General features: G+C 54.9%; 18 protein-coding genes and 1 pseudogene. 15 read left to right on the plus strand and 4 right to left on the minus strand.

What is annotated here, in order from left to right:
* The 4 genes and pseudogenes from A9180_RS24075 to A9180_RS20410 all read right to left on the minus strand — a co-directional run.
* A pseudogene (locus A9180_RS24075) lies at positions 1-746 on the minus strand (IS3 family transposase); the annotation flags it as partial.
* A 68-nt stretch (positions 747-814) separates the two neighbouring features.
* Positions 815-1,015, minus strand: coding sequence for a hypothetical protein (locus tag A9180_RS20395; protein ID WP_064530338.1), 201 nt, complete (start codon positions 1,013-1,015; stop codon positions 815-817).
* Positions 1,016-1,017: 2 nt separating this feature from the next.
* Complete coding sequence (locus tag A9180_RS20400; protein WP_064530339.1) at positions 1,018-3,006, minus strand: type VI secretion system Vgr family protein; 1,989 nt, start codon at positions 3,004-3,006, stop codon at positions 1,018-1,020.
* Between the two features lie 220 nt (positions 3,007-3,226).
* Positions 3,227-3,745 (minus strand): Hcp family type VI secretion system effector, encoded by a 519-nt coding sequence (locus A9180_RS20410; RefSeq protein ID WP_001142963.1) that lies wholly within the window; start codon positions 3,743-3,745, stop codon positions 3,227-3,229.
* 705 nt (positions 3,746-4,450) lie between these two features.
* On the opposite strand from A9180_RS20410, the gene tssB reads away from it, so the two are divergent.
* The 15 genes from tssB to A9180_RS20480 all read left to right on the plus strand — a co-directional run bounded on the left by tssB (position 4,451) and on the right by A9180_RS20480 (position 23,551).
* On the plus strand, positions 4,451-4,954 hold the full coding sequence (gene tssB, locus A9180_RS20415; RefSeq protein ID WP_064530341.1) for a type VI secretion system contractile sheath small subunit: 504 nt from the start codon (positions 4,451-4,453) through the stop codon (positions 4,952-4,954).
* A 22-nt stretch (positions 4,955-4,976) separates the two neighbouring features.
* A complete protein-coding gene (tssC, locus tag A9180_RS20420) occupies positions 4,977-6,458 on the plus strand; it encodes a type VI secretion system contractile sheath large subunit (RefSeq protein ID WP_064530342.1) in 1,482 nt (493 codons plus the stop codon).
* A 4-nt stretch (positions 6,459-6,462) separates the two neighbouring features.
* Complete coding sequence (gene tssE, locus A9180_RS20425; protein ID WP_064530343.1) at positions 6,463-6,888, plus strand: type VI secretion system baseplate subunit TssE; 426 nt, start codon at positions 6,463-6,465, stop codon at positions 6,886-6,888.
* A 5-nt stretch (positions 6,889-6,893) separates the two neighbouring features.
* Entirely contained in the window at positions 6,894-8,735 is a 1,842-nt protein-coding gene (tssF, locus tag A9180_RS20430) for a type VI secretion system baseplate subunit TssF (RefSeq protein ID WP_064530344.1), read from the plus strand.
* Entirely contained in the window at positions 8,699-9,748 is a 1,050-nt protein-coding gene (gene tssG, locus A9180_RS20435) for a type VI secretion system baseplate subunit TssG (protein WP_064530345.1), read from the plus strand. Before tssF ends, tssG begins: the two co-directional genes overlap by 37 nt.
* Positions 9,749-9,764: 16 nt before the next feature.
* Positions 9,765-11,045: a type VI secretion system-associated FHA domain protein TagH gene (gene tagH / locus A9180_RS20440; RefSeq protein ID WP_064530362.1), complete on the plus strand. Its 1,281-nt coding sequence runs from the start codon at positions 9,765-9,767 to the stop codon at positions 11,043-11,045.
* On the plus strand, positions 11,042-11,566 hold the full coding sequence (gene tssJ / locus A9180_RS20445) for a type VI secretion system lipoprotein TssJ (protein WP_064530346.1): 525 nt from the start codon (positions 11,042-11,044) through the stop codon (positions 11,564-11,566). The genes tagH and tssJ overlap by 4 nt, the downstream gene beginning before the upstream one ends.
* Positions 11,567-11,568: 2 nt before the next feature.
* Positions 11,569-12,915, plus strand: coding sequence for a type VI secretion system baseplate subunit TssK (gene tssK / locus A9180_RS20450; RefSeq protein WP_064530347.1), 1,347 nt, complete (start codon positions 11,569-11,571; stop codon positions 12,913-12,915).
* Between the two features lie 22 nt (positions 12,916-12,937).
* Positions 12,938-13,693, plus strand: a complete 756-nt coding sequence (gene icmH / locus A9180_RS20455; protein WP_064530361.1) for a type IVB secretion system protein IcmH/DotU — start codon at positions 12,938-12,940, stop codon at positions 13,691-13,693.
* Positions 13,694-13,702: 9 nt separating this feature from the next.
* Positions 13,703-16,483 carry a type VI secretion system ATPase TssH gene (gene tssH / locus A9180_RS20460; protein WP_064530348.1) on the plus strand — a complete coding sequence of 927 codons (2,781 nt, stop codon included), beginning with the start codon at positions 13,703-13,705 and terminating at the stop codon, positions 16,481-16,483.
* Positions 16,480-17,223 (plus strand): type VI secretion system-associated protein VasI, encoded by a 744-nt coding sequence (gene vasI / locus A9180_RS20465; protein ID WP_064530349.1) that lies wholly within the window; start codon positions 16,480-16,482, stop codon positions 17,221-17,223. The genes tssH and vasI overlap by 4 nt, the downstream gene beginning before the upstream one ends.
* A 4-nt stretch (positions 17,224-17,227) precedes the next feature.
* Positions 17,228-17,689, plus strand: a complete 462-nt coding sequence (locus A9180_RS25040) for a type VI secretion system ImpA family N-terminal domain-containing protein (protein ID WP_074399658.1) — start codon at positions 17,228-17,230, stop codon at positions 17,687-17,689.
* Positions 17,625-18,635: a type VI secretion system protein TssA gene (tssA, locus tag A9180_RS20470; protein WP_410402968.1), complete on the plus strand. Its 1,011-nt coding sequence runs from the start codon at positions 17,625-17,627 to the stop codon at positions 18,633-18,635. Before A9180_RS25040 ends, tssA begins: the two co-directional genes overlap by 65 nt.
* A 109-nt stretch (positions 18,636-18,744) precedes the next feature.
* Positions 18,745-22,182, plus strand: a complete 3,438-nt coding sequence (tssM, locus tag A9180_RS20475) for a type VI secretion system membrane subunit TssM (RefSeq protein ID WP_123057987.1) — start codon at positions 18,745-18,747, stop codon at positions 22,180-22,182.
* Positions 22,183-22,192: 10 nt separating this feature from the next.
* Positions 22,193-23,551, plus strand: a complete 1,359-nt coding sequence (locus tag A9180_RS20480; protein WP_064530351.1) for a VasL domain-containing protein — start codon at positions 22,193-22,195, stop codon at positions 23,549-23,551.
* The last annotated feature ends 2 nt before the right edge of the window (positions 23,552-23,553 follow it).

Below are 23,553 nucleotides of genomic sequence, written 5' to 3' on the forward strand. Positions count from 1 at the left end.
AAACAAATCGAGTACAACAGCCAGATAAGCCCAGCGTTTTCCCGTCCAGATATAAGTCACATCCCCGCACCAGGCCTGATTAGGCTCGGTAACAGCAAACTGGCGATCCAGATAATTAGGGATCTCAATGTGTTCCTTAGACGCCTTCTTATAACGATGGCCAGGTTGCTGACAGCTGATAATATTGAGCGCTTTCATCAGCTTTGTTGCCCGCCAGCGGCTCAGTTTTATACCTTTGGTGGTGACCATTGCGGCAATGCTTCGCGCTCCTGCTGAACCGTTACTTTCGTGATAAACTTCACGCACAAGGCTCAGTAATGCCACTTTCGTGGCGTCAGGCTTCCTGGGCTGCCGCCAGTATTTATAACTGCTGCGATGAACCCCAAACACGTTGCACACAACGGCAACAGGAAACCGCGCCCTGAGTTTCTCAACTAATGAGAATTGTTCAGGGAGTCTGACATCAAGAGCGCGGTAGCCTTTTTTAATATATCCCTTTCCATTTCAACGCGTTGAAGTCTTTTCTTCAACTCACGTATTTCAATCTGCTCAGGTGTCATGGGTGAAGCTATGGGTGATTTTCCCGCTCGCTCTTCTTTCAGTTGTCGAACCCATTTATCCATAGTGGATTTGCCGACATTCATCGCAGTGGCAGCGGCGGCAACGGTGTAATGCTGATCGAGTACAAGCTGGGCAGCCTCGAGGCGAAACTCGGGGCTAAAATTGCGTCTGTTACGTCCGGTCATAATGTCACCTGTTTTGACTATGAGGTGATGATATCACCTCTATTCAGGTGGCCAAATTCACTATGCCACTACAGGGACACTGATCTGGCCTGCGTATTACCGAAAGCAACGAAAATTCCTGCATCGTCAACTGTAACGATCCGTCCCAGAAGCATGTCGTGAGGGTTTACAGAAGAGAGTGAGTCGTTATGTTCAAGAATTTCCTCCAGTAATCCTGAATATTCTTCTGATGACAACGCTACTATTGACTCTGAAGATTCAGTACTCATGATTAGTTTTCCAGAATGGTTTTAGCCTGAAGGTTGATATCACCATCGGCTTTGTAATACTGTTCACCGGTTGTTCCCAGTGATAACTCGTGTCCATTGATTGTGATATATCCATCTTTATCCATACGCAACGTACTCTTCCCACAAACAAACTCGATAGCATCACCGACAGTAACGGTGAGTGTTTCCCCTACCGTAACTGTCTGAGATTTTTCCACTGCTTCGGTATCATTACCCGTGACTTTGCTGTCCTGGTCATTACCCACGCTCTTACTACGGTTGTTGGTGACGGTCAGGGTCTGGTCATTTCCAACACCAATACTTTGATCGTGAGCCACTGTGACAGTCTGATCATGGCTCCCGGCATTTTCCTTACCTACTGTGACTGTCTGCCCCACACCCACCGTAATACTCTGGTTGTTGCCAATGGTTTCCGTATGATCCACTTTCACATCGGTAGTGCGGTTGTTCAGCACCTCCGTGTCCATGTTCTTCTGTGCATGGATATAGACCTGTTCACTGTCCGTGGCGTCTTCAAAGCGCAGCTCGTTAAATCCGCTTCCTTTATAGGTCTTCGACCGGATGGTCATCTGCGTCTTCGTTCCCGGCAGTCCCCCCGGCGAACGGTTGTCCTCATGGTACGTCCGGCCCATGATTATCGGCTGGTCCGGGTCTCCGTTCAGAAAATCAACAATCACCTCCTGGCCCACACGCGGTATCGCCAGGTTACCAAACCCCGGCCCCGCCCACGCCTGCGACACCCGCACCCAGCACGAACTCACCTCCGTTGCCGGGTTATACCTGTCCCAGTGAAACCTCACCCGTACCCGGCCATGTTCATCACAGAAGATTTCCTCTCCCGCAGGCCCGGTGACAATGGCGCTTTGTGGCCCGTCCACCTTCGGCTTGTTTTGCAGCCGTGGACGCCACGTCCGGTCTGCCGGTATCACCTCTAACTGATTTCCCAGCGTGGTTCCCTTTCCCTGACTCCCGTGCAGCGCCTGCGGCTGGCTTCCTGACAGAATGCTCTGTAGCACCTGCCATTCACGGTTCAGCATCTTCTGCGGATGCCCCGTCAGCGTAAACCGCGTTCCCGGCCACAGCCTCGGCGAATTACTCTGGCCCGTCGCCTTCTCCGCATCACTGCGCAGGCTGTCCATCCGGTACAGCGTGAAATCCTTTCCGTGCTGCTCATCCTTGAACCTTCCCGGATAATCAAATATCTCATACTGCTCCAGTTGCCCGTTCAGGTTCTCACCCTGCTGCTCGTACATCCCCGGCCAGTCCGGCACCTTGAACGTGTAATCCTGGCTCTGCACCGACGACGGGCGGACATGCGCCTCGTAACGGAACATACTCACACACTCCGTCTCCGCCCCTGCCGATGTGTCCGGGTTAAACGGATACTCTCCCGCCTGTGACAGCCCCGCCACATCGTCGCACAGCGTCAGCTTCTGCTCCGGACTGTCCGCCGCAAACCGCTCAAAGAAGAAAATACCTTCCTCCGACCACAGCCGCGCCAGAAACGCCAGGTCGCTCTCTCCGTACTGGACACAGAACTCCCGCGCCGGATGGTCTTCATAAAACAGCGGCGTCCACTCTGTGACACCGTTCTCGTTCAGTAACGTGGCCGATATCGTCCGGATATCCTGCTGCTGGAAGATACGGAAGTTCTGCCGCAACCCGCACCGCCATAACGGCGGCTCAATACGCAGGTGATAACGCATCTGCCAGCCGTTGTTCTCCTGCATGCCAAAGCCCGCCACCACGCCTGTGACATAACGCAGCGGGATGACGCCCTGCCAGATGGTCAGCATCGCCTTCTTCTCCAGCAGCATCTCCGCCGTCTGCATAAACGAGTCGCTGGCAACATCCACACTCATCACAAACGGATAAGACTGGTTCTGGATTAACCTGAAATTCACCACTGCAAAGGTGTCCGGCTCCTGGCCGTCAACCTCCAGCGTAAAGCGAAGACCTTTTAAGGACATAAATACCTCCCTGATTCATTCACGGAACAAATGATGCCCGCCATGCAGCAAAGGGTACCAGTGCAGCGTTACACTCATCTTTACATCTTCAGGCACGCTACCGCCCGAGTTTCCGGCATCCGCCATCTCCCTCATGGAAGCGTAACTCCTTACTGACACTCATTTTTTACACGTACAAAAACAACATCCTGCTCGGAGGCAGGATATTGTTGACTCAGATTTATGCTTCCAGCGGTGCACGCCAGTCATCGGCACCAGAAGTACCTGATTTGATGTGCTCCCACTCAACCTTGCGGTAGGCCAGTGATACTGCAAGCAATTGCGTAAACTCACGCTGTGCTGGGTCCTGGCAGTGCGGCATATGCAGGTTCATGTCCACAATCGTCGCGTCAGTAAGACGTGTGGTGAAGTAGTGCTCCTGCTTGCCTTCAACAGAAGTACGCCACCAGTGCAGCTCCACTTTCGGCAGCATTTCACCGGAGGCCAGCGCGTTGTACAGCAGCGGAACAGCTTTATTCAGCGCCACGGTGAAAATGAACGGTTTGTGCGCTCGCTGGCCGGAAGGCTGGCCAGACTGCGGATCGGTTGGAACAGTAACGTTATGCAGAAACTCCTGCACCAGCATTTCATCTTCGTGTCCCTGCACATAGATATTGCCGACAGAATCCGCGGTGAAAGCACCGGCAGTGATGTTCCCCTGGGTCTGACCCGTAATTGAAATGTAACATGGGGTTGGCATTTGTGAACTCCTTGTGAAATTATCAACTGCTATTTTACGAACAACCCGTCGCTAATCCCCGACAGGTTAGAGTGCGATGCGGCTCACATCATGAACCACACCATTTTCTTTATTCGTGATACATGTACGCGTAATTGGCACCTACCGAAAAACTCATTTAATGGTTTTTAACTATATTTTTAGCCAATTTCAGAACACGGTCACATAAGCTAAAAATATATCAACACAAACAGAAGACTTATCCATAACGTATCCTCCACCCCCATAAAAAAGTCGCAACCGAATCAAGGATTAATTATTACAAACCTTACTTCACCATTAATTCGACTCTCAATTAAGACATTCCTTAAAGGAATTTCTTATGAAGCATAAACAGGAATTAATTAATAAACAAAACCATACATAAAATTTATTAATCAAATAAATAAACATATAAAAATCAATGCGTTGTAATATTTTATTGATTGCAAAATTACATTCATGAAGTCTATAAATACCCAGTGAGTTTTCCTAACAATGTATAACACACGAAGGATACATCTCTTTCAAAAATATAAATAGTTCTTTTAATATTTTATTTCATGAGTAGAATACCGATCACAACAGAAGAAGAGTCACATTATCTAACTGCCACTGAAACGGTATTGTCGGTATTTTTATTCAGTACGAACATGCTGTACCCATGGCCTGAACGGGAACATTTTTATGAGCAAAATGAACAACGATGGCGGCAGTGTCGCGCCGAAAGAAAGAATCAGCGTTCGGTATACGCCAAAAGTTGATGGGGTGGCTGCTGATATCGAATTGCCGCTGAATTTATTGATCACCGGCAATCTGAAAGGGAAACCGGATAACACGCCATTGGATGAGCGAACTGCCATTGCTATTAACCGCTATAACCTCAACGCAGTTATTGCAGAAGCTGACATTGAACGGGAATTTGTTGTTCCGGCTGAACTCAGTGACGCTCCCAATGAGCAAATGTACGTCAACCTGAAAGTCAAATCTATGGATGATCTTTCTCCGGACCATATTGCCAACCAGGTGCCAGAAATAAAACGTCTGCTCGAATTGCGTGAAGCACTGGTCGCACTTAAGTCTCCGCTAGGCAATATTCCGGCCTTCCGCGCACAACTTCAGGCGTCACTGGAAAACGAAGACACCCGCGAGCAGCTGATCCAGGAACTGGGCATCGCCGTTCAGAAATAATTTTCACAGAAGGATTTTCAGTATGTCAGTACAGGAAGAAATTGCTCCCGTCAGCGCTTCGCAGACCGCCACCTCATCCCTGCTTGATGAAATCATGGCACAGACCCGCGTCCAGCCAAAATCTGAAAGCTACGACATCACCCGCCAGGGCGTGAGCGCCTTTATTGCCGCCATGTTACAGGGCGACAGTAGCGCTGAACCTATCAATATCCTGGCCGTTGATGCCATGATTGCTGATATTGATGCCCGTACCGGCAGGCAGATGGACGCCATTATTCATGCCCCGGAGTTTCAGGAACTGGAATCCCTACTGCGCTCGCTGAAGCTGCTGGTTGAACGCGCGGATACCCGGGAAAACATCAAAGTCCATTTCCTGAATGTCACTCAGGAAGAACTGCTGGATGATTTCGAGTTTGCACCTGAAATTACGCAATCTGCGTATTACAAGCATGTATATTCAAGCGGTTACGGACAATTTGGCGGTGAGCCAGTGGCAGCGGTAATCGGCAACTTTGCCTTTAAGAACACCACGCCAGATATGAAGTTGCTGAAATATATCAGCCAGGTCAGCGCGATGGCGCACAGCCCGTTCCTGTCATCAGTATCATCCGAATTTTTCGGTCTGGACTCATGGACAGAGTTACCGGGGATCAAAGAACCGGGTGCCATCTTTGAAGGCCCGGCGTACTCCCGTTGGCGCGCCCTGCGTGAATCGGAAGATTCCCGTTACCTGGGCCTGACCGCACCACGGTTCCTGCTACGCCATCCTTATTCGCCGGATGAGAACCCTGTCAAAACCTTCCGTTATCATGAAGACGTCAGCCAGAGCCACGAGTCTTATCTGTGGGGAAATACCTCGTTTTTACTGGCCGCTAACCTGGCGGAAAGTTTTGCTAAATATCGCTGGTGTCCCAATATCATTGGTCCTTCCAGTGGCGGAGCAGTCAAAGACCTGCCAGTGCATCTGTATGAATCCATGGGGCAAATGCAAGCAAAAATTCCAACCGAAGTATTGATAACCGACCGGAGAGAGTACGAACTGGCGGAAGAGGGCTTTATCACACTGACCATGCGTAAAGGGTCTGATAATGCGTGCTTTTTCTCGGCCAACTCGGTGCAGAAACCCAAAACATTCCCCAAAACCCCCGAAGGCAAGACCGCGGAAACCAACTATAAACTCGGCACCCAACTTCCATACTTATTTGTTATCAGTAGGTTAGCACATTACATCAAGGTAATTCAGCGCGAACAGCTTGGCTCATGGAAAGAACGCAGTGATTTGGAGCGCGAGCTGAACACCTGGATTCGCCAGTATGTGGCCGACCAGGAGAATCCCCCTGCCGAAGTCCGCAGCCACCGGCCATTGCGTCAGGCAAAGATCGAGGTACTGGATGTGGATGGAGAACCGGGCTGGTACCAGGTCGCGATTTCCGTCAGGCCACATTTTAAGTACATGGGGGCCAGTTTCGACCTGAGTCTGGTCGGACGACTGGATAAGGAATAATCCAATGCAGAGGCGGGATTCAGGACCAACCGGCAGTCTTTTTGAACGTATCCGTGAGGCGGCAAATCCGCCTTCATACCAGAATCCAAAAGAAGCACTGGTACGCTCCATCAGGCGTAATCTGCGACAGGTCCTGAATACCCGCTTCGGTAGCTGTTATGGCTCACCGGAGCTGGGGATTACTGATTTAAATGATGAATCGCTGGCTTCAAGCGATTTCAGACGAGAAGTCCGTAAGTCCATTAGCCAGTGCATTTTGCATTACGAACCCCGAATTACCGATGTTGTTGTTACAGCTGCGGCACCGGATGAATATGCCCCTGTGGAACTGCGTTTTCATATTGTGGCCACGGTCGATGTCAGCGAGACCAGGGAAGTGTTTGAATTTGACATTTTGCTGGACAGCCATCAACGCTATTGTGTGGAGTGATCTCTGTGGCTTTTGAAGAACGTTACTACCGCGAAGAACTGGATTATCTGCGCCAGCTTGGCAAACTGCTGGCGCAGGAAAAACCACATCTGGCCAACTTTCTGGCCGAGAAAGAGGGTGATCCAGACGTGGAGCGTCTGATGGAAGCCTTTGCCTTTATGTCCGGTAGCCTGCGTCAGAAACTTGAGGATGAATTTCCCGAATTCACCCACGGGCTGATCCGTATGCTGTGGGCAAACTATTTACGCCCGGTTCCGGCCATGACGGTTATTGCCTATGAACCCAAAACCGATCAGTTAAAAGTTCCTGTTCAGGTCTGCCGTAATGAACTGATCAGAAGCCGATCAGAAAAGTCCCCCCTGGCTGCTCAGAAGGTGCTGGCTGACAATCATGATAAAATCGTTTCTTCCGTAGCCTGCCATTTCACGCTGGCGCGCGATATCTGGCTGCAACCGCTGCGTATTCTCAACACCCGCAACGCCAGCAGCCTGAAAGAAGGCATCATAGATATCAGTTTCAGCGCAGATAACAACGTCTCCCCCGCCATGCTTGATCTGAACAAAATCACATTCTGGCTGGGTAATGAAGACGATTATACCCGACACCAGCTTTATCTGTGGTTTTGCGAATGCCTGATGGATGCGGAACTGATTGCCGGGGAGCGTCGCCTGCCGCTACCGGATCTGTGGCTGGAGGCCGCTGGGTTTGACAATCAGGATGCCCTGCTGCCATGGCCCAAAAACGTCCACAGCGGTTACCGTGTGCTTCAGGAGTATTTCTGCTATCCCGAAGCTTTCTTCTTTTTTCATCTGCGCGATGTCGCGCCACTTCCGGACGATTTCCCGGTCAGTGCGTTTACGCTGCGCCTGCATTTTAACCGCCCGTTACCTGCCGACATCAAGCTGCGTCAGGACTCGCTGCGTCTGCACTGTACGCCAGCCATTAACCTGTTTACGCATTATGCGGAACCCGTCAGGCCGGATGGGCGGATGACGGAATACCCGTTACGCGCCAGCCACCGGCACCCTGACGCTTATGACATTTTTCAGATAAACACCGTCACTAGCAAAATCAAAGTTTCAGGTGCGGAATCCAGCCCTGGCAGCCAGGCGCGTATCTGGCCCGAATTTGAAAGTTTCCAGCACCAGATGGAGTACAGCCGCCAGCGGGAAGTCGTCTACTGGCATCACCGAACTAAAACGTCCCTGTTTCACCGCGGGCTTGAACATTCCATCGCCTTTGTCCATGCGGACGGCAGCATACCGGACAGCTCACGGTTTAACGATGATGTGATCACCACCTCATTAATCTGTACCAACCGTATGATCCCTGCCCGACTGCATACCGGCGATATCTGTGTGGCCGTCAACAAAAATCCGGCAGTGGCCTCTTTTTATAACGTCACGCGCCCGACGCAGCCGCTATGGCCGGTCACGGACGGCGACATGCACTGGTCGCTGATTTCCGCCATGAACCTGAACTACCTCTCCCTGCTGGACAGGGAGACGCTGATCCAGATCCTGCGTACTTTCGATCTGCCGGGTGCTCATCATCCGCAGCGGGCCAGACTGTCACGCCAGAAACTGGACGCTATCGAAAAACTCGAAACAAAGCCTGTTGACAGACTGTTTAAGGGCGTACCGGTTCGCGGGCTGGCGACCACACTGTGGATACGCCCAGATCCGTTTATCTGCGAAGGTGAAATTTATCTGCTGGGTACCGTGCTCTCGCACTTTTTTGCCCTCTACGCCAGCATCAATTCGTACCACTGTCTGAAAATAATCAACACGGAAAGTCAGGAGGCCTGGGAATGGCAGGAGAAAATGGGCCAGCACGCCCTGATATAGCGGTGAAACCAGCGTTACCGGCGGATGTGCGCAACTGCAATTTTTATGTGCTGATGGAGGCGCTGTACCGCAGGTATGGCGCACCGGGCCAGGACATTTCCCTGCGTACCGAGCCAGCCCGTGAGATCGTGCGTTTCAGCTCTGACGCCAGTATCGGTTTTCCTGGCACTGACCTTAGTGCGCTTTCCCGTAGCCAGAACGGACAGTATGTACTGCAAACCAGGTTCCTGGGTTTCTCCGGCAGCCAGTCGCCGCTGCCCGGTTATTATCTGGATCAGATGGCGCAGGAGTCCGCACAGAACGAAGACGGCCTGAAAGAATTTCTCGATCTGTTCAGCCACCGCTGGACGCAGTTTGCCTACCACGCCTGGCGTAAATACCGTTACTACATCTGTTTTCGTAACGGCGGTACTGACACCTTTTCACAGCGCATGTACGCACTGGTCGGGCTGGGAAATCAGAGCGTGCGTGACAGGCTTGCCATTAACCACAGCAAAATGCTGGCCTACGCAGGAATTCTGGCAACACCTGGCCGCGCGCCGGAGGTGATCTGCAACCTGGTGTCGCACTGTTTTGATTTGCCAGATGTCACCATTGAACGCTGGCAACTGCGTAAAGTCGCCATTGCTCCGGCACACCAGAACCGACTGGGTGTACGTAATCCGAAAGGCAAAACCGCAGGGCATATTCCGGGGCGCTCTATACTCGGTATTAATTTTACCCTTGGCGCGCGGGTGCCGGATCGCAGCGGAAAATTCCTGTTGCAGATTAGCGGCCTGTCGCGGGAGCGTTATCTCTCATTTTTACCCGATGGCGAAAATCACCTGCCGCTGGCCATGTTCCTTTCCTTTATTCTGCGCGACCAGTTTGCCTGGGATTTACGGCTGTGCCTGGCACCACAGCAGGCTAAAGGGATGCGCCTTGGCGATCCGGCCAGTTCCCGCCTCGGCAGAACCAGCTTTATTGGTCAGCCGAAAGTACCGCCCGCCATCACCATCCGAATCAGGGAATAATTCTATGGAACCACTTATGGCTGAGGAAAAACAGCAATCCCGCCAGGCCTCACTGACTTTACAGGTGATGAATGGCAACGAACTGGAAAGCGGACGCGCCGCAAAATGCCTGTTCAGCGAAAACGGCGGCGATATTGGCCATACGCCGGAATGTCATTGGCAGGTACAGGACCGGGCGGGAAACATTGCTGCGCGTGCCTGTACCGTTATTCGGCATGACGGAGCCTATTGCCTGCGGTGCCTGACGCCGGGACTGATGATTAATCTGGCCCCGGTCTCTTCCGATTTGCTCATCCGCCTGCGCCAGGGCGATGAGATCCAGCTCGGTACACTGACGCTGAAAGCGTTTCTGCATGACGGCGCGGCTGTCACCTACGACGAGCGGATGGCAACCCCGGAAACGATTGTGATGAACCGCGACAGTCTGGCGGACACCCTGCTGACCACCGAGGGACAACCGTCCTATCCGGGAATGCCGTTCCAGCATCAGCTTGCCCCCACTGTGGCGCACGGTTTTTCCAGCGATCCTCTCCAGGCACTCCAGACGGAAAGTCTGATGGTGGCAGATGATCCCATCGCTTCACGCGTCTCCCGGCCCGTTGCCCACACTTCCGATCTGACAGGTGTGAACGGGATCAATACGCCGTTTATGGACCTACCGCCCGGCAATGCCCGCCATGAAGACGGCGATGAATTTTCTGCCATGGCGCAGTACCACCTGGCTGTGACCCCGCTGCTGCGCGGTATGGAGTGTCCGCTGACGCTGCATGATTCTCAGGATGCGGATGAGTTTCTCGAAGAGGCCGGACGGGCGTTGCAGGCCGCCATTAAGGGATTGCTGAGTCTGCAACAGCAACAGAACAGCCTGTCGGATAAACACCTGCGCCCACTGGAAGACAACCCGTTGCGCCTTGACATGGACTATGCCACCGCGCTGAACGTCATGTTCGCCGAGGGCAAAAGCCCGGTACATCTCGCCGCGCCTGCGGCCATCGCCGAAAGCCTGCGCAACATCCGGCATCATGAAGAGGCCAACCGGGCGGCGATTGTGGAAGCGTTGCGCGTCATGCTGGACGCCTTCTCGCCGGGCAATCTGATGCGCCGCTTTGCGCAATACCGCCGCAGCCATGAGCTGCGCCTGAAAATGGACGACGCCTGGGCATGGCAGATGTACAGCAACTATTACGACGAGCTAGCCTCCAGCCGGCAGCAAGGATTTGAAATGCTGTTCAATGAAGTTTATGCCCAGGTCTATGACCGGGTACTGCGCGAAAAACAGAGGGAGCCGGAAGCATGAACGGCAAAGCGTTTCTGGCCTGCGTTCTGATGAGCGTTGTGTTAACTGGCTGTGAAACAGCGAAAAAAATCAGCCAGGTGATCCGCAATCCGGATATCCAGGTCGGAAAGCTGATGGATCAGTCAACCGAGCTGACCGTCACGCTGCTGACCGAGCCGGACAGCAACCTGACGGCAGACGGCGAAGCCGCGCCGGTGGATGTCCAGCTGGTGTATCTGAGCGACGACTCCAAATTCCAGGCCGCCGATTACGACCAGGTTGCCACCACCGCGCTGCCCGACGTGCTGGGAAAAAACTATATCGATCACCAGGACTTCAACCTGTTGCCGGACACCGTAAAAACACTGCCGCCGATCAAGCTGGATGAGAAAACCGGTTATATCGGTGTCATTGCCTATTTTTCAGACGATCAGGCCACAGAATGGAAACAAATTGAGTCGGTAGAAAGTATCGGCCACCACTATCGCCTGCTGGTGCATATCCGCGCCAGCGCGATTGAGATGAAAAAAGAGGAAAACTGACGATGGCAACAATGAAAAACAAGGTGATCTGGCAGGAAGGGCTGTTTGCCCTGCCGCAGCATTTTCAGCAGCAGCAGCGTCACTGCGAGTACCTGCTGACCCATCGTCTGGATGCACTGGGTGATTTTTTCTGGGGTTTTACAGAACTCTCCATCAATACCGAACTGCTTGCCCAGGGCAAAATCACGATTGACCGTGCTGCGGGCTGTATGCCTGACGGCACCGTATTCAGCATTCCCGACCAGGATCTGCTGCCGGAACCTTTCCAGCCGGGAATCCTTTCATCGAAAGAGAGCCACAATATTTATCTGGCGCTGCCTGTGATAAGCGACGTGATCAATGAAATCCAGGGGTTACACAGCGCTGGGCAGGGAACGGAGCGTTACCGCCTTACCCATGCCCGCGTCCGTGATTTTCACACCGACGAAGGCGATGAACAACCGGTTGGTCTGGGGCAGTTGATCCCCCGGATAGTCAGCGGCGCGGACGATCTCAGCGCAATGGTTACCCTCCCCCTGTGCCGTATCCTCACTAAAAATGCCACCGGTGCGCTGGTGCTGGACAGCACCTTTATTCCCACCATTCAGGCTGTCCGCGTCAGCGGGTTACTCGGGACATTCGCCGGCGAGGTGCAGGGGCTACTTGCCACCCGCTCCGCCGATCTGGCCGGACGCATCGGTTCGCCTGAACAGAGCGGGATTGCTGATGTAGCCGAATTTATGATGTTGCAGATGCTTAACCGCCATCAAATGCAGTTCACGCACCGTTCGCAGCTGCACACGCTGCATCCGGAAGCCTTCTACCGGGATCTAGTAGGGCTGCTGGGAGAACTGATGACCTTTACCGAAGGTAATCGCCTTCCCTGCACCGTGGAGCCGTATAATCACCGGGATCTTACCGCGTCCTTCACCAGAACCGTGATCCCGGAACTGCGGCGCGCGCTCAATACCGTGCTGGTGCCGCGTGCGCAGAATTTGCCACTGTTCTTCTCGGAAGGCACCTGGATTGCCACCATCAGCGATCCCACGCTGTTGCAGTCCTGCAAGCTGGTACTGGCGGTGCGCGCCAGGATGCCCTACGACCAGGTGCAGCGTCAGTTTATCCAGCAGTCAAAAGTGGCGGCTACCGACAAAATCCGCAGCGTGGTCAGCGTGCAGGTGCCGGGTATTCCTCTGCACACGCTTACCGCTGCGCCGCGTCAATTACCCTACCATGAAGGTTATGTTTACTTCGAACTGGAAAAAGGCACTCCTGCCTGGCAGGACGTGATAAAAGCGGGCGCACTGGCGCTGCATATCTCCGGTACCTTCCCCGATCTGAACCTCCAGCTCTGGGCAATAAGGGGATAATTGAATGAGCGATATCAGCGATATGAGTGAACCGTCGGTTTTTCCCGTGGAGCCGGAGAGCGGAACACCAGGACGCCAGTACCGTCTCGCCCTTCGCGGCAACAGCCTGAATCCAATGATTGACGCCGCCACACCATTACTCGGCATGGTGATGCGTCTGTCCACTATGAACAGTCAGGCCATGCCGGAACATCTGTTTGCCCAGGTGGTAACCGATGTCCAGGCCGTGGAGCAACTACTTCAGGAGCAGGGTTACGAGCCGGGCGTCATTGTTTCGTTCCGCTACATTCTCTGCACGTTTATTGACGAAGCGGCGTTGGGTAACGGCTGGTCCAACAAAAACGAATGGATTAAACAGTCGCTGCTGGTTCATTTTCATAACGAAGCCTGGGGCGGCGAGAAAGTGTTTATTCTGCTCGAACGCCTGATCCGCGAGCCGGTACGTTACCAGGATCTGCTGGAGTTTTTATACATCTGCTTTTCGCTCGGCTTTCGCGGGCGCTACAAGGTTGCCATTCAGCAACAGGATGAATTTGAGCGGATCTACCAGCGCCTGCACCATACCCTGCACAAACTGCGCGGCGACGCGCCATTTCCGCTACTCCACCAGAAGAACAATATACAGAGCGGGCGTTATCAGTTAATCCAGCGGCTGACCATCAGACATGTACTGTGTGGCGGTCTTGTCGTACTGGTCGTTTTTTATCTGTTTTATCTGCTGCGTCTGGATAGCCAGACGCAGGATATTCTGCATCAGCTCAATAAATTACTCCGATAAGGACATCTTATGATCCAGATTGATTTAACCACGCTGGTAAAGCGGCTTAACCCCTTTGCAAAACAGGCGCTGGAAATGGCTGCCTCGGAGTGTATGAGCCAACAGGACAGTGAGATCACCGTTGTCCATGTCCTGTTGCAGATGCTGGCTATCCCGCGCAACGACTTAAGGGTGATTGCCGAACGCGCAGGTATCAGCGCAGAGGATCTACGCCAGGCACTGACCGTGGAGAGTTACCCCGGAGGACGCTCCGCCGAAGGCTATCCCAGTTTTTCCCCCATGCTGGTCGAATGGCTGAAGGAGTCGTGGCTGCTGGCCTCGGCCCAGATGCAGCACAGCGAACTGCGTGGTGGCGTGCTGCTGCTGGCCCTGCTGCACTCACCATTACGCTACATTCCCCCCGCCGCAGCCCGTCAGCTGACCGCCATTAACCGCGACCAGTTACAGCAGGATTTCGCCTCATGGACAAAAGAATCCGCCGAATCCGTGGATATGGCTGGCGGGCAAGCGCCCCGCGCAACGAAAACCGGCGACTGCGGGCTTGCCCGCTACACCAAAAACATGACCGAAGATGCCCGTAACGGCAGGCTCGACCCGGTACTGTGCCGCGACCACGAAATCGACCTGATGATCGATATTCTCTGCCGTCGCCGTAAAAATAACCCGGTAGTGGTGGGTGAAGCAGGCGTGGGTAAAAGCGCGCTGATTGAAGGGCTGGCGCTGCGTATTGTGGCAGGCCAGGTGCCGGACAAGCTGAAAAACACCGATATCATGACCCTTGACCTGGGCGCATTACAGGCCGGGGCATCAGTGAAAGGTGAGTTTGAAAAACGCTTCAAGGGACTGATGGAAGAGGTCATTTCCTCCCCGGTGCCGGTCATTCTGTTTATCGACGAAGCGCATACCCTGATTGGCGCGGGCAACCAGCAGGGCGGGCTGGATATCTCCAACCTGCTCAAACCGGCGCTGGCGCGTGGCGAACTGAAAACCATCGCGGCCACCACCTGGAGCGAGTACAAAAAATACTTCGAGAAAGATGCCGCCCTGTCGCGCCGCTTCCAGTTGGTAAAGGTCAGCGAACCCAACGCCGCCGAAGCCACCATTATTCTGCGTGGTCTGTCTGCGGTCTATGAACAGTCTCACGGCGTGCTGATTGACGATGATGCCTTACAGGCCGCCGCGACACTGAGCGAACGTTATCTCTCCGGGCGTCAGTTGCCGGACAAAGCCATTGATGTGCTGGATACTGCCTGCGCCCGCGTGGCCATTAATCTTTCATCGCCGCCGAAGCAAATCTCGGCGCTGACCACCCTGAGCCACCAGCAGGAAGCGGAAATTCGCCAGCTTGAGCGCGAACTTCGTATCGGGCTGCGTACCGACACCTCACGGATGACCGAGGTGCTGGTGCAGTACGATGAAACGCTGACGGCACTGGATGAACTGGAAGCCGCCTGGCATCAGCAGCAGGCGCTGGTGCAGGAGATTATTGCGCTGCGCCAGGGGCTGCTGGCAGAGGCGGAGGCTGAAAGTCCGTTACCTGACGCAGATACTGCGGCGGATACCCCGGCAGAACAGGATAACGCCGATGCCCCGCTGTCAGACGCGGAAAGTCCGTTATCTGACGCTGATGCCGCGCCGGAAGAAACGTCCGCAGCCGCAGAGCCGGAAATCCCCCCCGCAGCGCGCCTGGCACAGCTCACCACCGAACTCGACACACTGCATCACACGCAGCTGCTGGTCTCCCCGCACGTCGATAAAAAACAGATTGCGGCGGTGATTGCCGAATGGACCGGTGTACCACTTAACCGCCTGTCGCAGAATGAAATGTCGGTCATCACCGACCTGCCGAAGTGGCTCGGCGACACCATCAAAGGCCAGGACCTGGCGATTGCCAGCCTGCACAAACACCTGCTGACCGCTCGCGCCGACCTGCGCCGTCCGGGACGCCCGCTTGGTGCATTCCTGCTGGCTGGCCCCAGTGGCGTGGGTAAAACCGAAACCGTCCTGCAACTGGCGAAACTGCTGTATGGCGGTCGCCAGTACCTGACAACCATCAATATGTCAGAGTTTCAGGAGAAACACACGGTTTCGCGGCTGATTGGCTCCCCTCCGGGCTACGTCGGCTACGGCGAAGGCGGCGTGCTGACCGAAGCCATTCGTCAAAAACCGTACTCAGTGGTGCTGCTCGACGAAGTGGAAAAAGCGCACCCGGATGTGCTCAACCTGTTCTACCAGGCATTTGACAAGGGCGAGATGGCAGACGGCGAAGGCCGCCTGATTGACTGTAAAAACATCGTCTTCTTCCTGACCTCCAACCTTGGCTACCAGGTGATTGTCGAACACACCGATGACCCGGAAACCATGCAGGAAGCCCTGTATCCGGTGCTGGCGGACTTCTTTAAACCTGCCCTGCTGGCGCGTATGGAAGTGGTGCCGTACCTGCCGCTGTCGAAAGAAACGCTTGCCACCATCATTGCCGGGAAACTGGCCCGCCTTGATAACGTGCTGCGCAGTCGCTTTAGCGCGGAAGTGATTATAGAACCGGGAGTGACGGACGAAATTATGAGCCGCGTCACCCGCGCAGAAAACGGCGCGAGGATGCTGGAATCGGTCATCGATGGCGACATGCTGCCGCCGCTCTCGCTACTGCTGTTACAGAAAATGGCGGCCAACACGGCGATTGCCCGTATCCGGCTGTCGGCGGTGGACGGCGCGTTCACGGCAGACGTGGAAGATGCCCTGCCCAATGATGCCGTGACACCACAGACAGAAGATGAAACGGTTTTATGAGCAGGTTGCGCGTTTTCCGGCAGACTGGATTGTTTATAGCGGGCCTGGCGGCAGTACTGCCAGCCGGTGCCACATCAGCAGAAACATCGTCAGTGGCCGGTGCGGCAGTGGCTGTTGCCACCGCGACACCGCCGGATGCGACGGCCACGTTACAGGCCATGCAGTCCTGTCGCCGTGAGACGGCGGCGCTGGAGCGGCTTGACTGTTATGACCGCATTCTTGCGCCGGAACAGCATAGCTTTGGCAACGCCGCGCTGGTCAAAGCCAGTTTTGTGGGGGAAGCCTGGACCCGCGCGACAGAACAGGAAAAACACCGCCAGGATAACACCACAGAGCTGCTGGTGACGCAAGTGCCGGGTGAACGCCCGACGGTGGTTATCACCACCCCGGCTATCGGTCATGTCCCGCCGCGTCCGGTGCTGATGTTCAGTTGCGTGGATAATATCACCCGGATGCAGGTGGCGCTGATGCACCCACTGGATGTCCATGATATCGCCGTCACGCTGAGCGCCGATGGCAAGGCATTCCGCAGCCACTGGTTTGTACGCGAGAACGGTACTCTGCTGGAATCCAGCCGGGGACTATCCGGGATTGATGAAATTAAGCAACTGTTCGGCGCAAAAACGCTGACGCTGGATACCGGCGCAGACAACGCCGCCGGAAAGCTGACCTTTAACATTGACGGACTGGCGCAGGTAATCACTCCCCTGCGCGATGCCTGTCACTGGGCGGGAGAATAAAAATATGGCAATGGACTTACGTAATCCCGATGTATGGCTTGCACACCTGCTGGAAAACCTGCCGGAAGATAAGCTGTCCGCCGCACTTGATGATGGCAATGCTGACTGGGAGTTTATCGACAGCGAAATCGTCAAGCTCGGTTCGCTGGCTCACAGCCAACTCAATATCCCCGAACTTCAGCGCCGGGGCCTGATGCTTCTGGCCTCAGAAACCAAAGATTTTCGCCTGCTGGCCCACCTGCTGCGTACCCTGCAACATGCCGGGGATATTCTGCTGGCCTCCAGAATGCTGGCACAATATACAGAGCACTACTGGACATGCGCCGCGCCGCAGAACATGACCCACAAAAAGCGCTTTGCCGCCCAGGTGATAAAACGCTTTGAGTCTGCCGTTCAGGACTTTGCTGGGAGAGCTGGCAAAACTGGCGCAGTGCTGGCATGCGCACAACGCCCCGGACCTGGCTAAGGTGGCAGATGATTTATTTGCTCTGTTTCAGCGCGCGTTTCGTGATGTAGCGTCTGAAACACCGCCATCTGTACGAACAGCCGCCAGTGCATCGCAGGCCACGACCGGAGCTGTATCGGATATTTCACAGCACACGGTTGCCACTCAGCCTTCTGTTGCGGGTACTCCAATCCCGCAGGTCACCGTTGACAGCCACGACGATAAAGCATGGCGCGACACCTTGCTGAAGGTGGCCGCCATTCTCTGTGAGCGCCAACCGGAGTCACCGCAAGGGTACCGACTGCGACGCCATGCGCTGTGGCAGACCATCACCAGCACCCCGCAGGCAGAAAGCGATGGTCGAACCCCACTGGCTGCCTTTCCTGTCGATATGATGGATGAGTATATGGCACGGCTGAACAATGCCGACATGACACTGTGGCAGCAGGTGGAAAAAAGCCTGCTGCTGGCCCCGTACTGGCTGGACGGCCATTACCTATCAGCACAGACCGCGCTGCGCCTCGGTTATAAACAGGTGGCGGAAGCTATCCGTGATGAAGTTACCGGTTTTCTGGCCCGCCTGCCCACACTTATCAACCTGTTGTTTAACGACCGTACTCCATTTGTGTCAGAACAGACGAAACAGTGGCTGGCATCATCCGGCTCAGTCAACCAGACCGCTGCCGTTGTACATACCGATGAAGAATTACAGGCGGCCAGGGCGTGCTTCAATGAAAAAGGGCTGGAAGCCGCACTGCGATATCTGGAAACCCTGCCGGAAGGTGATCCCCGCAACCAGTTTCACCGCCAGTATTTCGGCGCGCAGATACTGGAAGAGGCCGGTATGGTTCAGCTTGCACAACAGCAGTACCGGATGCTCTTCAGAACAGGATTACACATGATGCTGCCCGAATGGGAGCCATCCCTGCTGGAAGCACTGGAACAAAAATTCACGGCAGAACAGTAGAAGATAACAAGGAGTTACTGTGTTCAGATTTCCGACATCCCGACTGTTCAGCACGCTGAGATCGGCTCTCAGGCCAGCGATGCCGCGGTTTACAGTTTCCGCCGCCTGGTTGCTGGCGCTAGCATGGATTTTTCTGCTAGTGTGGATCTGGTGGCAAGGTCCGAAATGGACGCTCTATGAGCAGCACTGGCTGGCTCCTCTGGCAAACCGTTGGCTGGCGACTGCCGTCTGGGGGCTTATCGCTCTGATCTGGCTCACCTGGCGGGTTATGAAGCGTCTACAAAAGCTGGAAAAACAACAGAAACAACAGCGCGAGGAAGAAAAAGATCCACTAACGGTGGAACTCCACCACCAGCAACAATATCTGGATCACTGGCTGCTGCGCCTGCGTCGCCATCTGGATAACCGCCGCTATCTGTGGCAATTGCCGTGGTATATGGTCATTGGTCCAGCCAGCAGCGGCAAAAGCACTCTGCTGCGCGAGGGTTTTCCGTCTGACATTATTTACACGCCGGAAAGTATCCGGGGAGTGGAATACCACCCGCTGATCACACCGCGTGTGGGCAACCAGGCGGTGATTTTCGATGTAGACGGCGTACTAACCTCTCCCGGCGGTGATGATCTGCTCCACCGCCGCCTGCGCGAACACTGGTTGGGCTGGCTGATGCAGGCGCGCGCGCGCCAGCCGCTCAACGGTCTGATCCTGGCCATCGATCTTCCCGATCTGCTGACGGCGGATAAACCCCGCCGCGAAGTACTGGTACAAAATCTGCGTCAGCAACTTCAGGAGATCCGCCAGTGCCTGCACTGCCGACTGCCCATTTATGTGGTACTGACCCGGCTGGATCTACTGACCGGCTTTGCCGCGCTGTTCCATTCGCTGGATAAAAAAGACCGCGATGCGATCCTCGGCGTTACGTTTACCCGCCGCGCCCATGAAAACGATGACTGGCGCAGCGAGCTGAGCGCCTTCTGGCAGACATGGGGGCAACAGATGAACCTGGCCCTGTCAGACCTAATGCTCGTGCAGACCGGTTCTGCACTGCGCAGCGCCGTGTTCAGCTTCTCCCGTCAGATGCAGGGAACGGGAGAAATCGTCACCGCATTACTTGCCGCACTGCTGGACGGTGAGAACATGGACGTAATGCTGCGCGGCGTCTGGCTCACGTCCTCGCTACAGCGCGGCCAGGTGGATGATATTTTCACGCAGTCTGCCGCCCGCCAGTACGGGCTGGGCAACAGCTCGCTGGCGACCTGGCCTCTGGTGGAGACGACGCCGTATTTCACCCGCCGCCTCTTCCCTGAAGTCCTGCTGGCCGAGCCGAACCTGGCGGGTGAAAACAGTGTCTGGCTGAACAGCTCCCGCCGCAGGTTGGGCGGCTTTTCAGCCTGTGCCGCAGCGCTGGCCGCATTGCTGGTCGGTGGCTGGCATCATTATTACAACCAGAACTGGCAGTCCGGTGTTAACGTACTCACACAGGCTAAAGCCTTTATGGACGTACATCTCCCACAGGGAACGGATGAATTCGGCAATCTGCAATTGCCGCTACTTAATCCGGTACGCGATGCCACTCTCGCCTACGGAGATTACCGCGATCACGGTTTTCTGGCGGATATGGGATTGTACCAGGGCGTCCGCGTAGGGCCGTATGTGGAGCAAACCTACATTCAGCTTCTTGAGCAGCGTTATCTTCCCTCGTTAATGAACGGCCTGATCCGGGATCTGAATAATGCCCCACCAGGGAGCGAAGAAAAGCTCGCCGTGTTGCGTGTACTGCGAATGATGGAAGACAAAAGTGGGCGCAATAACGAGGCTGTGAAACAGTACATGGCGCGGCGCTGGAGCAATGAATTTCACGGTCAGCGTGATATTCAGGCGCAACTAATGGCGCATTTAGACTACGCGCTGGAACATACCGACTGGCACGCACAGCGCCAGAGCGGCGACAGCGACGCTATCAGCCGCTGGACGCCCTATGACAAACCTGTCGCTGATGCGCAGCGTGAACTGAGCAAACTGCCAATATATCAGCGCATCTACCAGACCCTGCGCACCAAAGCATTAAGTGTGTTGCCCGCCGATTTGAATTTGCGCGACCAGGTTGGCCCCACCTTTGACAAAGTTTTCGTCGCTGGTAATGATGAAAAACTGGTGATCCCACAATTTCTTACCCGCTATGGCCTGCAAAGCTATTTTGTCAAACAGCGTGAGGGCCTCGTTGAGCTGACCGCGCTGGATTCGTGGGTGCTGAACCTGACGCAAAGCGTCGCCTACAGCGAGGCCGATCGTGAAGAGATCCAGCGCCATATCACCGAACAGTACATCAGTGACTATATCGCCACCTGGCGTGCCGGAATGGATAACCTCAACGTGCGTGATTATGAGGCCATGCCGAAGCTAACCGACGCGCTGGAGCAGATTATCAGCGGTGATCAACCGTTCCAGCGTGCGCTGACGGCGCTGCGCGATAATACTCACGCGCTGACGCTCTCCGGAAAACTGGATGATAAGGAGCGGGAGGCGGCGATAAATGAGCTGGATTACCGCCTCTTGTCCCGGCTGGGGCATGAGTTCGCACCGGAAAACAGCGCACTGGAGGAGCAAAAGGACAAGGCGAGTACGCTACAGGCCGTGTACCAGCAATTGACCGATCTGCACCGTTACCTGCTGGCGATCCAGAACGCGCCGGTGCCGGGCAAATCGGCGCTGAAAGCAGTACAACTGCGGCTGGATCAAAACAACAGCGATCCGATCTTCGCCACCCGCCAGATGGCGAAAACCCTGCCTGCGCCGCTTAACCGCTGGGTGGGCAAGCTGGCGGATCAGGCCTGGCATGTGGTGATGGTGGAAGCCGTTCATTACATGGAAGTGGACTGGCGCGACAATGTAGTGAAACCCTTCAACGAACAGCTTGCCGACAATTATCCGTTTAATCCACGCGCCCCACAGGATGCCTCACTGGATGCGTTTGAGCGTTTCTTTAAACCGGATGGCATTCTGGACGCCTTCTACAAAGACAACCTGCGCCTGTTCCTGGAAAACGATCTGGCCTTTGGCGAGGACGGCAGAGTGTTGATCCGTGAAGATATCCGGCAACAACTGGATACCGCGCAGAAAATCCGCGACATCTTCTTCAGCCAGCAGAACGGGCTGGGCGCACAGTTTGCCGTGGAAACCGTATCGCTTTCCGGCAACAAGCGGCGCAGCGTACTGAACCTGGACGGCCAGTTAGTGGACTACAGCCAGGGACGCAACTACACCGCCCATCTGGTCTGGCCGAACAACATGCGTGAAGGCAATGAAAGCAAGCTGACGCTGATTGGCACCAGCGGCGGAGCCCCGCGCAGTATCGCTTTCAATGGACCATGGGCGCAGTTCCGCCTGTTCGGCGCGGGCCAGTTAACCAACGTGACCAGTGACACCTTTAACGTGCGCTTTAACGTGGACGGTGGCGCGATGGTTTACCGGGTGCATGTGGATACCGAAGATAACCCGTTCACCGGCGGTCTGTTCAGCCAGTTCCATTTACCGGATACGTTGTATTAAGGGGATAGTGATGAGCAACAACGCACTGACACAAACTATCGTTACCGGCAGCGATCCGCGCGCCCTGCCGGAGTTCAGCGCCATCCGCGAAGAAATTAACAAGGCTAACCACCCGTCACAGCCAGAGCTGAACTGGAAACTGGTGGAATCGCTGGCGCTGTCGATTTTCAAGGCCAATGGGGTGGATTTGCATACCGCCACCTACTATACGCTGGCGCGTACCCGTAATCAGGGACTGGCAGGGTTCTGTGAGGGAGCGGAACTGCTGGCGGCGATGATCAACCACGAATGGGATAAATTCTGGCCGCAGGGTGGCCCGGCGCGAACTGAGATGCTGGACTGGTTCAACACCCGCACCGGCAATATCCTGCGTCAACAGGTGTCTTTTTCCGAAGACGATCTGCCGTTGCTCTACCGCACGGAACGGGCTTTGCAGCTTATCTGCGACAAGCTCCAGCAGGTGGAACTGAAGCGCCAGCCGCGCGTGGAAAACCTGCTTTATTTTGTGCAGAACACACGCAAGCGGTTTGAACCGCAGCCCGGAAATCATACCTATAGGGCGGCGCAGACAACGGGCAGAACGCTGGTCTATGCGCCGGAAAGCACAGACTCCGCGACAGTGGAAGCCATGCCTCCCCTTCCCGACCTGCCGAAAATGCGAGTAGAAGTGCGCGGTGTGGCAGATAACGCCGACAACGCCAGACAGGGCGGCATGGTAAAAGGTTTTGTTGCCGGTGCCGCCACTACTGCCGTTCTCGCCGCAGCGCTGTGGTGGTGGCAGGCGTCCCCAATGCAGCAGCAGCTTGCGCAGGTCAGGGATACTGCACAGGGAGCCGCCACAGTCTGGCTGACCTCACCGACAATAAAGGATTATGAACTTTACCTGCAACGGCTTCTGAATGCCCCACCACTACAGCCGCTAGAAACCGGAATGCAGATGATGCACACCGCAGACTCCCTCTGGCCGGAAAGCCTACAACAGCAGGAAGCCAGCCGAACGTGGAGTAACACGCTGAGAAACCGGGCGCAAGCCAGTCCGCAGATGAAGGGCTGGCAACAAGCGCGGAAGAATTTGCGGGACTTTGCGGATCTGATGATGAAGAAGGAGACGGAGAAACAGGGATTCACCCTCTCATATATCAAAACGGTGACCTGGCAGGCAGAACGGTTACTTAATCAGGAAACACCGCTGGAATACATTCTGACGCAGTACCAGGAGACTCGTGCACTGGGTCAGGACACACAGGTGCTGGAAAAAGAGATCCACGAACGGCTGGACGGGCTGTTAAGCCGCTGGCTGCTGCTGAAAAATACCGGACAGGATATGGCATCGGATAACAGAACCGGGCCAGTCCCTCCGACTCATTGAGG

Origin of the sequence: Escherichia sp. B1147, from assembly GCF_001660175.1 — a bacterium.
GTDB classification, from domain to species: Bacteria; Pseudomonadota; Gammaproteobacteria; order Enterobacterales; family Enterobacteriaceae; genus Escherichia; species Escherichia whittamii.

What these genes read in the sequence shown, in the direction of transcription:
- tagH (WP_064530362.1), top strand. Translation starts at nt 9,765, where the DNA reads ATGGCTGAGGAAAAACAGCAATCCCGCCAGGCCTCACTGACTTTACAG.
- vasI (WP_064530349.1), top strand. Translation starts at nt 16,480, where the DNA reads ATGAGCAGGTTGCGCGTTTTCCGGCAGACTGGATTGTTTATAGCGGGC.
- tssE (WP_064530343.1), top strand. Translation starts at nt 6,463, where the DNA reads ATGCAGAGGCGGGATTCAGGACCAACCGGCAGTCTTTTTGAACGTATC.
- A9180_RS20395 (WP_064530338.1), bottom strand. Translation starts at nt 1,015, where the DNA reads ATGAGTACTGAATCTTCAGAGTCAATAGTAGCGTTGTCATCAGAAGAA.
- A9180_RS25040 (WP_074399658.1), top strand. Translation starts at nt 17,228, where the DNA reads ATGGCAATGGACTTACGTAATCCCGATGTATGGCTTGCACACCTGCTG.
- tssG (WP_064530345.1), top strand. Translation starts at nt 8,699, where the DNA reads ATGGCAGGAGAAAATGGGCCAGCACGCCCTGATATAGCGGTGAAACCA.
- tssC (WP_064530342.1), top strand. Translation starts at nt 4,977, where the DNA reads ATGTCAGTACAGGAAGAAATTGCTCCCGTCAGCGCTTCGCAGACCGCC.
- tssB (WP_064530341.1), top strand. Translation starts at nt 4,451, where the DNA reads ATGAGCAAAATGAACAACGATGGCGGCAGTGTCGCGCCGAAAGAAAGA.
- A9180_RS20400 (WP_064530339.1), bottom strand. Translation starts at nt 3,006, where the DNA reads ATGTCCTTAAAAGGTCTTCGCTTTACGCTGGAGGTTGACGGCCAGGAG.
- tssJ (WP_064530346.1), top strand. Translation starts at nt 11,042, where the DNA reads ATGAACGGCAAAGCGTTTCTGGCCTGCGTTCTGATGAGCGTTGTGTTA.
- A9180_RS20410 (WP_001142963.1), bottom strand. Translation starts at nt 3,745, where the DNA reads ATGCCAACCCCATGTTACATTTCAATTACGGGTCAGACCCAGGGGAAC.
- A9180_RS20480 (WP_064530351.1), top strand. Translation starts at nt 22,193, where the DNA reads ATGAGCAACAACGCACTGACACAAACTATCGTTACCGGCAGCGATCCG.
- tssH (WP_064530348.1), top strand. Translation starts at nt 13,703, where the DNA reads ATGATCCAGATTGATTTAACCACGCTGGTAAAGCGGCTTAACCCCTTT.
- tssK (WP_064530347.1), top strand. Translation starts at nt 11,569, where the DNA reads ATGGCAACAATGAAAAACAAGGTGATCTGGCAGGAAGGGCTGTTTGCC.
- icmH (WP_064530361.1), top strand. Translation starts at nt 12,938, where the DNA reads ATGAGTGAACCGTCGGTTTTTCCCGTGGAGCCGGAGAGCGGAACACCA.